A 13,271-nucleotide genomic window follows, 5' to 3' on the forward strand; every position below is an offset into this window, starting at 1 on the left:
TGCTTGCGCAAATGAAACACGCGTTGTCGATGATTAAAAACAACACCTCAGCCGTATCCTGTGTGTCCCTCCATCGCCCCGCTGCGGGCAAAACAGGCAAGGATGGATGCAAAAGCTTTATAATTCAGGGTTTTGAAGATTTTTGCGGAGTATCAGATGCCGATTTACGCTTACCGCTGCGATGAATGCGGTTTTACCAAAGATGTACTGCAAAAAATTTCTGACCCGGTCCTGACGGTCTGCCCCTCCTGTGGCAAGGATGCCTTCAAAAAGCAAGTGACGGCCGCCGGCTTCCAGCTCAAGGGCACCGGCTGGTACGTGACGGACTTCCGCGGCGGTACGCCGCCAGCCACGGGTACGAGCGCCGGCAGCAACGGCAGCGGTAGCGCCACGCACGCAGCATCGGGCGACGCCGGCAGCAGCACGGCTGCCGCCCCGGCCGCCGCCGCGCCTGCGGCCGCTCCGGCGCCGACCGGCGGCGACAAGAGCAGTACGTAATCCAGCACGACCTGCCGCGGCCCGCAAAGCCGCAGCCTGAACAAGAACAAGAGAACACGATGCGCAAATATTTCCTGACCGGCTTGCTGGTGCTGGTGCCCCTGGCGATCACCGCCTGGGTGCTGAGCATCATCATCACGACACTCGACGGGTCGCTGCTGTTCGTGCCGGAAGCCTGGCAGCCGCGCTCGCTGTTCGGCATGGACATCCCGGGCTTCGGCGCGGTCCTGACGATCGCCATCGTCTTCCTGACCGGCCTGCTGACCAATAACCTGATCGGCGGCTACATCGTGCGCCTGGGCGACCGGATCATGAAGCGCATCCCGGTGGTCAGCTCGCTGTACGGCAGCGTCAAGCAGGTCTCGGACACGCTGTTCTCGTCCTCGGGCAACGCGTTCCGCACGCCGGTGCTGATCCCGTATCCGCATGCGGATTCCTATACCATCGCATTCCTGACCGGCGTCCCGGGCGGGGACGTCAAGAATCACCTGGTGGGCGACTACGTGAGCGTGTACGTGCCGACCACCCCGAATCCGACCTCGGGCTTCTTCCTGATGATGGAACGCAGCAAGGTCGTGGAACTGAACATGTCGGTCGACGCGGCCCTCAAGCACATCGTCTCGATGGGCGTCGTCGCACCGGAATAAAATAACGCAATAAGAATTGGCCCTCGGCCTCAAACGAACCAACCAACCTGGAACGAAAACTATGTCCTCCATGCGTACCAACTACTGCGGCCTCGTCACCGAGGAACTGCTGGGCCAAACCGTCAGCCTGTGCGGCTGGGTGCACCGTCGCCGCGACCACGGCGGCGTGATCTTCATCGACCTGCGCGACCGCGAAGGCCTGGTGCAGGTGGTCTGCCACCCGGACAACGCCGAGGTGTTCAAGGCCGCCGAGCACGTGCGCAACGAGTACTGCCTGCGCGTCACCGGCCTAGTGGTGAACCGCCTGGAAGGCACCGCCAACGCCAACCTGAAATCGGGCAAGATCGAGATCAACACCACGCAACTGGAAGTGCTGAACGCCTCGGTGCCGGTGCCGTTCCAGCTGGACGACGACAACCTGTCGGAAACCACCCGCCTGACCCACCGCGTGCTCGACCTGCGCCGCAACCAGATGCAGCACAACCTGCGCCTGCGCTACAAGGTGTCGATGGAAGTGCGCAAATACCTCGACAACCTGGGCTTCATCGACATCGAGACCCCGATGCTGACCAAGTCGACCCCGGAAGGCGCCCGCGACTATCTCGTCCCGTCGCGCGTCAACCCGGGCAACTTCTTCGCGCTGCCGCAGTCGCCGCAGCTGTTCAAGCAGCTTCTCATGGTCGCCAACTTCGACCGCTACTACCAGATCACCAAGTGCTTCCGCGACGAAGACCTGCGCGCCGACCGCCAGCCGGAATTCACCCAGATCGACTGCGAAACCTCGTTCCTGACCGAGCAGGAAATCCGTGACCTGTTCGAAGACATGATGCGCGTCGTCTTCAAGAACGCGGCCGGCATCGACCTGCCGAATCCGTTCCCGGTGATGGACTTCGCCACCGCCATGGGCTCCTATGGTTCGGACAAGCCGGACATGCGCGTCAAGCTGGAATTCACCGAACTGACCGAGCTGATGAAGTCGGTCGAGTTCAAGGTGTTCAATTCCGCCGCGAACATGGCCGGTGGCCGCGTGGTCGGCATGCGCGTGCCGCAGGGCGCGTCGATGCCGCGTTCGGAAATCGACGCCTACACCCAGTTCGTCGCCATCTACGGCGCCAAGGGCCTGGCCTACATCAAGGTCAACGAGAAGGCCAAGGGCCGTGACGGCCTGCAGTCGCCGATCGTCAAGAACATCTCGGACGAAGTCCTGGCTCAGATCCTGGAACTGACCAAGGCCGAAGACGGCGACCTGATCTTCTTCGGCGCGGATAAAGCCAAGGTCGTCAACGACGCCATCGGCGCGCTGCGCGTGAAGATCGGCCACTCGGAATTCGGCAAGAAGGCCGGCCTGTTCGACGACCGCTGGGCGCCGCTGTGGGTCATCGACTTCCCGATGTTCGAGTACGACGAAGACGGCGACCGCTGGAACGCCACCCACCACCCGTTCACCGCACCGAAGGATGGCCACGAGGACATGCTCGAGACCAACCCGGGCGCCTGTGTCGCCAAGGCCTATGACATGGTCCTGAACGGCTGGGAACTGGGCGGCGGCTCGATCCGTATTCACCGCGAAGAAGTCCAGAGCAAGGTGTTCCGCGCCCTGAAGATCGATGCCGAGGAAGCGCAGCTGAAGTTCGGCTTCCTGCTCGACGCCCTGCAGTACGGCGCGCCGCCGCACGGTGGCCTGGCCTTCGGCCTGGACCGCCTGATCACCCTGATGACCGGCTCCGAGTCGATTCGCGACGTGATCGCCTTCCCGAAAACCCAGCGTGCACAAGATCTGCTGACCAATGCGCCGTCGGAAGTCGACGAGAAGCAACTCAAGGAACTGCACATCCGCCTGCGCAACGAGCCGAAAGTCGCCTGAACGGCTTGATGGACACGCGGCCGGAAACGGCCGCCGTCCGTAGGGTGGTCGGCTTCGCCGACCGCGCGTTCAACTCACGCGGGCATGACCGAAACACCGGTCCTGCCCGCGTTTGTTCATCTGGCCCCATGCCCCATAAAATCCCCGAATCGGTCCTGGTCGTCATCCACACCGCCGACCTGGAGGTCCTGCTGATCGAACGCGCCGATCGCCCCGGCTTCTGGCAATCCGTCACCGGCTCCCTCGATGCCCTCGACGAACCCTTGCCCCTCACCGCCGCCCGCGAACTGTTTGAGGAAACCGGCATCGTGGCCGACGGCGAACACATCCGCCTGCACGACTGGCAACTGTCCAACGTCTACGAAATCTACCCGGTCTGGCGCCACCGCTACGCCCCAGGCGTCACGCATAACACCGAGCATATTTTCTCCGTCTGCGTGCCGCGCGAGGTCCCGATTGTTCTGAGCCCGCGCGAGCACGTGCGGCATGCCTGGCTACCGTATCTCGAGGCTGCGGACCGCTGCTTCTCGTCCTCGAACGCGGAAGCGATCCTGCAACTGCCTCGTCTCTTCTCGAACGGCTGAGCAGAAAATTTCCACCCGTAAACTCTCTTTGATAATTTACTGTAAGTAACTGATTCTAAATAGAAATATCCTTGTCTATAAGGCGCAACAGGAAAAATATTTTTCCACCCAGCGGAATAGACGTTTTGACCATGTATTTCCGTGCGACGCCGTACGTTGTGCGGAAATTTGACGACCTTAAAACGCGTTTTCCCTATGGAAGTTGAACTGTGACAAGCCAAAATGTCACAATTTGTAACCAAATGTTATTAGACAATTTCCTATCTGCACGATAGATTCATCGTTTGACATACGGAACTGTTTCCGAATATCTTCGAATGAGTCGCTGGCAGTTGTTTCGCGACGAAAATCTAAACTAGACATCTGGGAGAACGACACATGGACCAACACCTGAAGTTCGACGATATGGTCAGGGAAATCAGCTTTGGCAATGGCTGCCTCCACGTCGACCTGTCGAACGGGCTGCGCCTGTCCGGACCAATGGGCTCGAACGATGAAGTCACCCGCGCCGCGCAACGCCCGCGTCGCATGATGGTCAGTGGCCACGAAGCCATTAACAGCCAGGCACACGCTTTCAGCTGATCCACCGCGGGCAGGGCCCGCACCCCCAGATCACCCGGCAGCGCACAATTGGGCCTCGTTCCACGAGGACAACCGCCCGATGCGGTTAGAATGTTCCCATGAAAATTCGTGTGGCTACCTACAACATTCACAAGGGCGTCTCGTCGCTGCGCAGCACGCCCCGGGTGATCGCCCTGAAGAAAGCAATCGCCGAATTCCACGCCGATGTCGTGTTCCTGCAGGAAGTGCAGGGCCGGCATGACCGCTTCCAGGCCAAGTACGGCATGGAAGACCGCGGTCACCGGCACTGGCCCGAAACGGCGCAGTACGATTACTTCAAGGGTGAGCAGCACCACAGCGCTTACGGCATGAACGCGGTCTACGACCATGGCCACCATGGCAATGCGCTGCTGAGCTGTTTCCCCATCGAGAATTCCCATAACCACGACGTCTCCGACCATGCTTACGAGCAGCGCGGCATCCTGCATTGCGTGCTCGAGACGCCGGCCGGCAAGGTTCACTGCTACGTGGTGCACCTGGGCCTGTTTGAAGGCAGCCGCGGACGCCAGACTGCAGCCCTGATCGAAGCCGTGAACGCCTCGTCCAACGGCGAGCCGGTGGTCATCGCAGGCGACTTCAACGATTGGCGCAACACCCTGAGCGACCGCCTGCGCAATGCGCTCGGCGTGGTCGAGGTATTCGACGAGCTGGGACCAAAGTCGGCCATGGGTGACATGGTGCGCAGCTGGGCCGGCCGCCAGCCGCGCCTGGCGCCGGCACGCACCTTCCCGGCGATGCTGCCCTGGTTCCGCCTCGACCGCATCTACGTGCGCGGCTTCAAGGTCGACAACGCGCAAGTGATGCACGGCGCCCTGTGGGCCAAGCTGTCCGACCACGCACCCATCGTGGCGGAACTGCAGCTGTCGTAGCGCCCATGCGCCACGTCACTTTCGTAGACAACAACGATGTCACCCTGCTGGAAAGCGGCACCGCCTACTTCCCGGCCCTGATTGCGGCGCTCGACGCCGCCGAGCACGACGTCCTGTTCGAGACCTATATCTTCGCCGAAGACCCGACCGGCGAAACGGTGCGCGACGCCCTGGTCCGCGCGGCGCAGCGCGGCGTCAAGGTGCGGGTGCTGGTCGACTGGATCGGCACCGAGCACGGACCGTCGCAGCGCCTGGGCGCCATCTTCGCCGAGGGCGGCGTGCACTACCGCGTGTTCAACCCCTGGTGCAAGCGCGGCATCGCCCGCTCGCACCGCAAGATCGCGGTGATCGACCGCGAAGTCGCCTTCGTCGGCGGCATCAACGTCAACGACGACTGGCTGTGCGACCACGCCGAACACCAGCGCCTGGCCGCGCCGCGCTGGGATTTCACGGTGAGGGTAGCCGGCCCCCTGGTCGACCACATCCACGACGAAGCCCAGGGCCAATGGCTGCGCGCCGGCCGCCTCAAGCTGCGCCAGCGCATCGAGCTGTTCAAGGAAATGCGCAAGGAACCGCGCCAGACCTGCGAATTCCCGGCGCGCGCCGCCTTCGTGGTGCGCGACAACCTGCGCAACCGTTCCACCATCCAGCGCGCCTACCTGCAGGCCCTGGGCCGCGCCAAGCACAGCGTGCTGCTGGCCACCCCATACTTCGCCCCCGGCCGCAAGTTTCGCAAGGCCCTGGCCCATGCCGCGCGGCGCGGCGTGCAAGTGACCCTTTTAATCGGGGTGGGGGAGTTCCAGATACAGGATGCGGTGGCGCATTCCTTCTATCCCAAGCTGCTGGCCGAAGGCATCAACGTCGTCGAGTATCGCAAGACCCAGCTGCACGCCAAGGTCGCGGTGGTCGACGACGACTGGGCGACAGTGGGCTCGAGCAATTGCGATGGCCTGTCGCTGTTCCTGAACCAGGAAGCCAATGTGGTGGTGCTGGACGAGCGCTTCGCCGCCACCATGCGCGCCCACATCGAACGCGGGATCGCGGACGGCGTGCCGGTGCGCGCGGAGGAATTCGCCCACATCGGCTGGCTGCGCCGCGCGAGTTATGGCGCCGCCTATATGCTGTATAAACTGGTCATGCGGATCTTTGCGATCGGCTATGCGTAATGAAAGAAGGAAGTATGCAAGACAACAATGTACGACTCGACAAATGGCTCTGGGCAGCGCGCTTCTTCAAGACCCGCTCGCTGGCCACCGACGCGATCGACCGCGGCCGGGTGCGCATCGATGGCGAACCCGTCAAACCTGCGCGCAATGTGAAGGTGAACGACAAGCTTCTCATCGATAACGGTTCCGACCGCTGGGAAGTGATCGTCGCCGCGCTGTCCGATGCGCGCGGACCGGCACCGGTGGCGCGCACGCTGTACTTCGAAACCGACGAAAGCATCGCCAAGCGCGAGAACGACAAGACGGCGCGCCGCTTGTTCCCGGAACCGAGCCTGGACATCAAGGGCCGGCCGACCAAGCGCGACCGCCGGGCGATCAGCCGCGTCGTCGACGAGTAGAGCTAAGTACTCGACCAGAAATAGATGTGAATTTGGCAAAGATAACCGGATGCAAGGCGTTGAGTGTGCCGCCGTGCGAGCACTGCAAGCAGGAGCCAACGCAGCAACGCGCCGGTTATGGCAGCCAAAAACATATTTATTTCGTGGCGTTAGTCCTGCTTGCAGGCGAGTGGCGGCAGCTTCGTCACCACCGGCTCGACCTGTTCCCCGCGCGGCTGGAAGGACTTGTCGACGTAGGCCTCCAGCGTGGGCACGCCGGCGCTTCCGAGCAGCGCCGTAATCTCCTCCTCCGAGCGCATCACGCGCAGGCGCCGCACCAGCTCCTTCCTGAACGCCGGCGTATAGATGTCGGCCCGCGCCGTGCTCCTCGAGCCGTCGAGCGGCGCGAGGAAGACCAGGGCGTCGTAGGCGTCGGCCATGGTCTGTCCGGCCTGCGCATCCATCATGTGGTTGCCCACATAAGCCGCCTTTCCGAAGGGCGTGCCCTGCAGGTCGAAGGCGAGCGGGCGGTAACCGGCGGCCTGGTGGGCGCAGTCCCAGGCGCCGTCTTCCATGCGGATCCAGCGCACCGAGGCGCGCTCCAGGCCTTCGCGGGTGCTCGCGCCAGCGGGGACCGTGCGCGGCTTGAGTTCCAGTGCCGCATGGTGAAAACGCACGGCATAGCTCTTGCCGGGGTGGTTCTGCTGGAAAAAGGTTCCGGCGTTCCAGTAAAGCCGACCTTGGGCATTGCGAACGCCCTTGTAGCTGTGCCGAGTATTGGTCAGCAGGATGCCCTTTTCCTTCTCCTTGAACCAGCCCAGCTGGCTCGCCGTGACGGCGTACATATGGTAATCGCGCGCCTCGCCCGAGACCATGCTCAGTTCCCAGTCGCGTCTGGTCTGCATGAGCGGCCAGTAGGAGGGCTGGTCGGTGCCGATCACGCGCAGGCGCTTGTCGACCGGGAGCGTGCGGTTCACCTCGCGCACTGCGCGCAGCAGGTCGATATAGGTCTGGTAGGCCCAGCCCAGGTCGCCGGCCGATTGCAGGGCCGGATACAGGAGGGTGGGGTCGTCGACCGGGCTGTCCAGATAGGCGTCGATCGCCGGCTGGAAGTTAACCGGCAAGACTTCGATGAAGATGTTGCGCACCTGGCCATGGAAGGCGGGATGCTGTACCAGCTCGATATAGAAACGCCAGGGCTCGACCGCCGTGTGCATGGCGTCGTCGAAGATCAACAGCTCGTGCGTCCTGAACTTGTCGAGCACGAAATCGACTGGCGCGGAGGCCCGCGCCATCACGGCGGCATGGGTCGCCAGGGTGGGCTGTGCGGCGGGGAGGCTGGCGCTGAACAGTGCGAGGAGAAGGGGGAGCAGGCGGTGTACGTGCATGAAAGAGGGGCTAACCGAAGAAAATAGTGCGGGCTTTGAGCTTGCCGGCCACCTGCGTACGCCACAAGCCCCCAAAATGGGGTATTTTTACATCTGCGACAACGTTGTCCTGGCCGTATCCAGCCTGGCAGGTCAGCAGGCGGTTTCCTCCTCCTGCTGTTGTCTTGCATCAATAGAATCTCGCCTCTAAGTTCCCGTTTGACATTTCAACCTCAGTAGATAATAGTACGAGCGTTCGGATTTTTTCGATTCAGGGGCAGCTATCACTACTTCAGCCAAATTCATGCGCAAGGGCGAACTCACGCGGGCGGCGATTCTCGACGTGGCGCTCGAGCTGTCCAGCCGCGACGGCCTGGAAGGCCTGACCATCGGCCTCCTGGCCGACCGGATGAACATGTCCAAGTCCGGCGTGTTCGCCCACTTCGGTTCGCGCGAAGACCTGCAGCTGGAAGTGGTCAAGCTGTACCACCACCGCTTCGAGCAGGAAGTGTTCTTCCCGAGCGTGCGCGAGCAGCGCGGCCTGCCGCGCCTGCAGTCGATGTTCGACCGCTGGCTTGCCCGCGTGTCGGTCGAGATCGCGTCCGGCTGCATCTATATCAGCGGCGCCGTCGAGTACGACGACCGTCCGGGCCCGATCCGCGAGGAGCTGGTCAAGATGGTGCAGGCCTGGCAGGGCGCCCTGCAGCGCAGCGCGCGCCAGGCGATCGAGGTCGGCCACCTGCGGCCTGATGCCGACGCCGAGCAGCTGGTGTACGAGATGTACGGGCTGATCCTGGCCCTGCACCACGACGCGCGCTTCCTGCGCATGCCCGGGTCGGTCGACCGGGCGCGCCGCGGCTTCGAGCGGCTGATCGAAAACTATCGCAATCCATCCACGCCGGCGCAATAAAGCACCGCCAGTCCAGCTAATTACACTTTTACCTTCGTTCAGGAGAAAACCATGGGTCAGTACGTCGCGCCAATCCGGGATATGCAGTTCGTTCTGCACGAATTCCTCAACGTCAGCGAAGAGTTCAAGAACCTGCCTGCCTACCAGGAAATCGACGCCGACATCATCAACCAGGTGCTGGAAGAAGGCGCGAAGTTCACCCAGGAAGTGCTGTTCCCGCTGAACCACTCGGGCGACCGCGAAGGCTGCTCCTTCGACGCGTCCACCAAGGCCGTGACCACCCCGAAGGGTTTCAAGGAAGCGTATAAACAGTATGTCGAAGGCGGCTGGGCCGCGCTGGCGTGCGATCCGGAATACGGCGGCCAGGGCCTGCCGGTCTCGCTGAACAATTCGTTCTACGAGATGCTGAATTCGTCGAACCAGGCATGGACCATGTACCCGGGCCTGTCGCACGGCGCCTACGAGTGCCTGAAGGAGCACGGCACCGACGAGCAGAAGAAGCTGTACCTGCCGAAGCTGGTCTCGGGCGAGTGGACCGGCACCATGTGCCTGACCGAAGCGCACTGCGGCACCGACCTGGGCCTGCTGCGCTCGAAAGCCGAACCGCAGGCCGACGGCACCTACGCCATCAGCGGCTCGAAGATCTTCATCTCGGCCGGCGAACACGATATGGCCGAGAACATCGTCCACCTGGTGCTGGCGCGCCTGCCGGATGCGCCGGAAGGCTCGAAGGGCATCTCGCTGTTCCTGGTCCCGAAATTCAAGGTCAATGCCGACGGTTCGCTGGGCGAGCGTAACGGCATCGCCTGCGGCGCCATCGAAGAAAAGATGGGCATCCACGGCAACGCCACCTGCCAGATGAACCTGGACGGCGCCATCGGCACCCTGATCGGCCAGCCGCACAAGGGCCTGCAGGCGATGTTCGTGTTCATGAACGCCGCCCGCCTGGGCGTCGGCATGCAGTCGCTCGGCCTGACCGAAGTCGCTTACCAGAACGCGCTGGTGTATGCGAAGGACCGCATCCAGATGCGTAGCCTGTCGGGCCCGAAAGCCCCGGACAAGCCGGCCGACCCGATCATCGTGCACCCGGACGTGCGCCGCATGCTGCTGACCGCCAAAGCCTTCGCGGAAGGCGCGCGCGCGCTGACTTCGTACGTCGCGCTGCAGATCGACCGTGAGCTGAACCACCCGGACGAGGAAGTGCGCAAGGAAGCCGCCGGCGAAGTCGCTCTCCTGACCCCGATCGTCAAGGCCTTCATCACCGACAACGGCTGGATCGCGACCTCGGAAGCGATGCAGGTCTACGGCGGCCACGGCTACATCAGCGAGTGGGGCATGGAACAGTATGTGCGCGACGCCCGCATCAACATGATCTACGAAGGCACCAACACCGTGCAGTCGCTCGACCTGCTGGGCCGGAAGATCCTGATGGACAACGGCGCCAAGCTGCGCGCCTTCGGCGAGAAGATCAAGGCCTTCGTGGAAGAGAACGGCCTGGACGAGTCGATGTCGGAATTCGTGACCCCGCTGGGCGAGCTCGGTGAAAAGGTCACCAAGCTGACCATGGAAATCGGCATGAAGGCCTTCCAGAACCAGGACGAAGTCGGCGCTGCCGCCGTGCCATACCTGCGCGTCGTCGGCCACCTGGTGTTCAGCTACTTCTTCGCGCAGATGGCGAAGATCGCGCTGGCCAAGCAGGATTCGGATGACAAGTTCTACGCGGCCAAGCTGCACACGGCGCGTTTCTACTTCGCCCGCCTGTATCCGGAAACCGCGATGCTGATTCGCCAGGCGCGTTCGGGTGCATCGAACCTGCTGGCGATGGACGCGGATCTGTTCTAACCACCTCATCACGCATACCGTCGTACCGGCGAAGGCCGGTACCCAAGTTCGCGGCTAAGCACCAAACTTGGGTTCCGGCCTGCGCCGGAACGACGAGCTAACTCTTAGGAAGACTTACATGTCCAATTTCATCGTCAAGAAAGTCGCCGTGCTGGGCGCCGGCGTGATGGGGGCGCAGATTGCTGCGCACTGCGTGAACGCGAAAGTGCCGGTCGTGCTGTTCGACCTGCCCGCCAAGGAAGGTGCTAAAAACGGCATCGTCCTGCGCGCCATCGAGAACCTGAAAAAACTGTCGCCGGCCCCGCTGGGCAACAAGGATGACGCGGCCCTGATCGAAGTCGCCAACTACGAGGACAACCTCGACGTGCTGGCGGGCTGCGACCTGATCATCGAAGCCATCGCCGAGCGCATGGACTGGAAACACGACCTGTACAAGAAGGTCGCCCCGCACATCGCCCCGAACGCGATCTTCGCCTCCAACACCTCGGGCCTGTCGATCAACAAGCTGGCCGAAGGTTTCGACGAAGAACTCAAGGCGCGTTTCTGCGGCGTCCACTTCTTCAACCCGCCGCGCTACATGCACCTGGTCGAACTGATCCCGACCACCAGCACCCGTCCGGAAATCCTGGACCAGCTGGAAACCTTCCTGACCTCGACCCTGGGCAAGGGCGTGGTGCGTGCGAAAGACACCCCGAACTTCATCGCCAACCGCGTCGGCATCTTCGGCATGCTGGCCACCATCCATGAAGCCGAGAAGTTCGGCCTCTCCGTGGACGTGGTCGACGACCTGACCGGCGCCAAGCTCGGCCGCGCGAAATCGGGCACCTTCCGCACCGCCGACGTCGTGGGCCTGGACACCATGGGCCACGTGATCAAGACCATGCAGGACACCCTGCAGGACGACCCGTTCTTCAGCCTGTACAAGACCCCGGACGTGCTGGCCAGGCTGATCGAGAAGGGCGCGCTGGGCCAGAAGACCGGCGCCGGCTTCTACAAGAAGGTCGGCAAGGAGATCCAGCGCCTCGACTTCGCCACCGGCGAATACGTCGCGGGCGGCGCGAAAGCTGCCGACATCGTCGGCCGCATCCTGAAAGAGAAGGACCCGGTCAAGAAGTTCAAGGCCATGCGCGAATCGACCAACCCGCAGGCGCAGTTCCTGTGGGCGATCTTCCGCGACGCCTTCCACTACATCGCCTTCCACCTCGACAGCATCGCCGACAACGCGCGCGACGTCGACTTCGCGATGCGCTGGGGCTTCGGCTGGAGCGTCGGTCCCTTCGAGACCTGGCAGTCGGCCGGCTGGAAGCAGATCGCCGAATGGGTCAAGGAAGACATCGACGCCGGCAAGGCGCTGACCAACGCACCGCTCCCAAGCTGGGTATTCGAAGGCCAGGTCGCGGAGAAGGGCGTGCACACCGCGGAAGGCTCGTACTCGGCCTCGAAGAACGCCTACGTCCCTGCGTCCGACCTGCCGGTCTACAAGCGCCAGCAGTTCCGCGCCCCGGTCCTGGGTTCGACCAGCATCGATCCGAAGACCTTCGGCACCACCGTGTTCGAGGACGACTCGGTGCGCCTGTGGCACGCGGACGACGAAGTGCTGGTCATCTCGCTCAAGACCAAGATGCACGTCATCGGCGAAGGCGTGGTGAAGGGCCTGCAGCGCGGCATGGAAGAGGCGGAGAAGGGCTACAAGGGCCTGGTGATCTGGAATACCGACGCGGCCGAAGGCGGCGCCTTCTCGGCCGGCGCCGACCTGCAGTCGGCCCTGCCGGCCTTCATGATGGGCGGCGCCAAGGCGATGGAACCGATGGTGCGCCAGCTGCAGGACGTGTTCATGCAGATGAAGTACTCGAACATCCCGGTGGTCGCCGCGGTCGCGGGCCTGGCGCTGGGCGGTGGTTGCGAGATGGCGCTGCATGCGTCGAAGCGTGTCGCCTCGATCGAGTCCTACATCGGCCTGGTCGAAGTCGGCGTCGGCCTGGTGCCGGCCGGCGGCGGCCTGAAAGAGGCGGCCGTGCGCGCCTTCACGGAAGCGAAGGGCAACGACATCCTGCAATTCCTGAAGACCGGCTTCACCAACGCGGCCACCGCGCAGGTGTCGAAATCAGCCCTGGAAGCCAAGGCCATGGGTTACCTGAAGGAAGACGACGTCATCGTCTTCAACCCCTACGAACTGCTGCACGTGGCGAAGACCACCGCGCGCGCCATGTTCGACGCCGGCTACCGCGCGCCGGCACGCCGCAACGTGACCGTCACCGGCCGCTACGGCTGGGCGACGATCCGCGGCCAGCTGGTCAACATGCGTGACGGCGGCTTCATCTCGGCCTACGACTACCACCTGGGCGACACCATCGCCGAGATCGTGACCGGCGGCGACATCGACCAGGGCAGCGTCGTGTCCGAGCAGTGGCTGCTCGACATGGAGCGCAAGGCCTTCATCGCGCTGCTGGCCAATCCGAAGACCCAGGAACGCATCATGGGCATGATGCAGAACGGTAAGCCGGTCCGTAACTAAGCGACGACAGA

Annotated in this window: 12 protein-coding genes; 11 read left to right on the forward strand and 1 reads right to left on the reverse strand. The window is 63.0% G+C overall.

Going from position 1 to position 13,271, the window contains the following annotated elements:
- The first annotated feature begins 156 nt into the window (after positions 1 to 156).
- From LQ564_RS12290 to LQ564_RS12325, 8 genes are all read left to right on the forward strand, one after another.
- A complete protein-coding gene (locus LQ564_RS12290; protein WP_231058380.1) occupies positions 157 to 498 on the forward strand; it encodes an FmdB family zinc ribbon protein in 342 nt (113 codons plus the stop codon).
- A gap of 59 nt (positions 499 to 557) precedes the next feature.
- Positions 558 to 1,145, forward strand: coding sequence for a DUF502 domain-containing protein (locus LQ564_RS12295; RefSeq protein ID WP_231058381.1), 588 nt, complete (start codon positions 558 to 560; stop codon positions 1,143 to 1,145).
- A 61-nt stretch (positions 1,146 to 1,206) separates the two neighbouring features.
- Positions 1,207 to 3,009 carry an aspartate--tRNA ligase gene (gene aspS, locus LQ564_RS12300; RefSeq protein WP_231058382.1) on the forward strand — a complete coding sequence of 601 codons (1,803 nt, stop codon included), beginning with the start codon at positions 1,207 to 1,209 and terminating at the stop codon, positions 3,007 to 3,009.
- A 128-nt stretch (positions 3,010 to 3,137) separates the two neighbouring features.
- A complete protein-coding gene (nudB, locus tag LQ564_RS12305) occupies positions 3,138 to 3,593 on the forward strand; it encodes a dihydroneopterin triphosphate diphosphatase (protein WP_231058383.1) in 456 nt (151 codons plus the stop codon).
- 378 nt (positions 3,594 to 3,971) lie between these two features.
- Positions 3,972 to 4,175, forward strand: a complete 204-nt coding sequence (locus LQ564_RS12310; protein WP_231058384.1) for a hypothetical protein — start codon at positions 3,972 to 3,974, stop codon at positions 4,173 to 4,175.
- Between the two features lie 98 nt (positions 4,176 to 4,273).
- Entirely contained in the window at positions 4,274 to 5,083 is an 810-nt protein-coding gene (locus tag LQ564_RS12315; protein ID WP_231058385.1) for an endonuclease/exonuclease/phosphatase family protein, read from the forward strand.
- 5 nt (positions 5,084 to 5,088) lie between these two features.
- Entirely contained in the window at positions 5,089 to 6,249 is a 1,161-nt protein-coding gene (gene clsB, locus LQ564_RS12320; RefSeq protein WP_231058386.1) for a cardiolipin synthase ClsB, read from the forward strand.
- Positions 6,250 to 6,263: 14 nt separating this feature from the next.
- Positions 6,264 to 6,647, forward strand: a complete 384-nt coding sequence (locus LQ564_RS12325) for an RNA-binding S4 domain-containing protein (protein ID WP_231058387.1) — start codon at positions 6,264 to 6,266, stop codon at positions 6,645 to 6,647.
- A 149-nt stretch (positions 6,648 to 6,796) separates the two neighbouring features.
- Here the strand turns inward: LQ564_RS12325 and LQ564_RS12330 are convergent, their stop codons facing one another.
- Entirely contained in the window at positions 6,797 to 8,014 is a 1,218-nt protein-coding gene (locus LQ564_RS12330) for a hypothetical protein (RefSeq protein WP_231058388.1), read from the reverse strand.
- Positions 8,015 to 8,297: 283 nt separating this feature from the next.
- On the opposite strand from LQ564_RS12330, the gene LQ564_RS12335 reads away from it, so the two are divergent.
- The 3 genes from LQ564_RS12335 to LQ564_RS12345 all read left to right on the forward strand — a co-directional run bounded on the left by LQ564_RS12335 (position 8,298) and on the right by LQ564_RS12345 (position 13,260).
- Positions 8,298 to 8,903, forward strand: coding sequence for a TetR/AcrR family transcriptional regulator (locus LQ564_RS12335; protein ID WP_231058389.1), 606 nt, complete (start codon positions 8,298 to 8,300; stop codon positions 8,901 to 8,903).
- Between the two features lie 51 nt (positions 8,904 to 8,954).
- Complete coding sequence (locus LQ564_RS12340; protein ID WP_231058390.1) at positions 8,955 to 10,745, forward strand: acyl-CoA dehydrogenase C-terminal domain-containing protein; 1,791 nt, start codon at positions 8,955 to 8,957, stop codon at positions 10,743 to 10,745.
- A gap of 118 nt (positions 10,746 to 10,863) precedes the next feature.
- A complete protein-coding gene (locus LQ564_RS12345; RefSeq protein WP_231058391.1) occupies positions 10,864 to 13,260 on the forward strand; it encodes a 3-hydroxyacyl-CoA dehydrogenase/enoyl-CoA hydratase family protein in 2,397 nt (798 codons plus the stop codon).
- Positions 13,261 to 13,271 lie beyond the last annotated feature (11 nt).

It is taken from the genome of Massilia phyllostachyos (assembly GCF_021044825.1).
GTDB lineage: Bacteria > Pseudomonadota > Gammaproteobacteria > Burkholderiales > Burkholderiaceae_D > Telluria > Telluria phyllostachyos.

What these genes read in the sequence shown, in the direction of transcription:
- LQ564_RS12290 (WP_231058380.1), top strand. Translation starts at nt 157, where the DNA reads ATGCCGATTTACGCTTACCGCTGCGATGAATGCGGTTTTACCAAAGAT.
- LQ564_RS12295 (WP_231058381.1), top strand. Translation starts at nt 558, where the DNA reads ATGCGCAAATATTTCCTGACCGGCTTGCTGGTGCTGGTGCCCCTGGCG.
- aspS (WP_231058382.1), top strand. Translation starts at nt 1,207, where the DNA reads ATGTCCTCCATGCGTACCAACTACTGCGGCCTCGTCACCGAGGAACTG.
- nudB (WP_231058383.1), top strand. Translation starts at nt 3,138, where the DNA reads ATGCCCCATAAAATCCCCGAATCGGTCCTGGTCGTCATCCACACCGCC.
- LQ564_RS12310 (WP_231058384.1), top strand. Translation starts at nt 3,972, where the DNA reads ATGGACCAACACCTGAAGTTCGACGATATGGTCAGGGAAATCAGCTTT.
- LQ564_RS12315 (WP_231058385.1), top strand. Translation starts at nt 4,274, where the DNA reads ATGAAAATTCGTGTGGCTACCTACAACATTCACAAGGGCGTCTCGTCG.
- clsB (WP_231058386.1), top strand. Translation starts at nt 5,089, where the DNA reads ATGCGCCACGTCACTTTCGTAGACAACAACGATGTCACCCTGCTGGAA.
- LQ564_RS12325 (WP_231058387.1), top strand. Translation starts at nt 6,264, where the DNA reads ATGCAAGACAACAATGTACGACTCGACAAATGGCTCTGGGCAGCGCGC.
- LQ564_RS12330 (WP_231058388.1), bottom strand. Translation starts at nt 8,014, where the DNA reads ATGCACGTACACCGCCTGCTCCCCCTTCTCCTCGCACTGTTCAGCGCC.
- LQ564_RS12335 (WP_231058389.1), top strand. Translation starts at nt 8,298, where the DNA reads ATGCGCAAGGGCGAACTCACGCGGGCGGCGATTCTCGACGTGGCGCTC.
- LQ564_RS12340 (WP_231058390.1), top strand. Translation starts at nt 8,955, where the DNA reads ATGGGTCAGTACGTCGCGCCAATCCGGGATATGCAGTTCGTTCTGCAC.
- LQ564_RS12345 (WP_231058391.1), top strand. Translation starts at nt 10,864, where the DNA reads ATGTCCAATTTCATCGTCAAGAAAGTCGCCGTGCTGGGCGCCGGCGTG.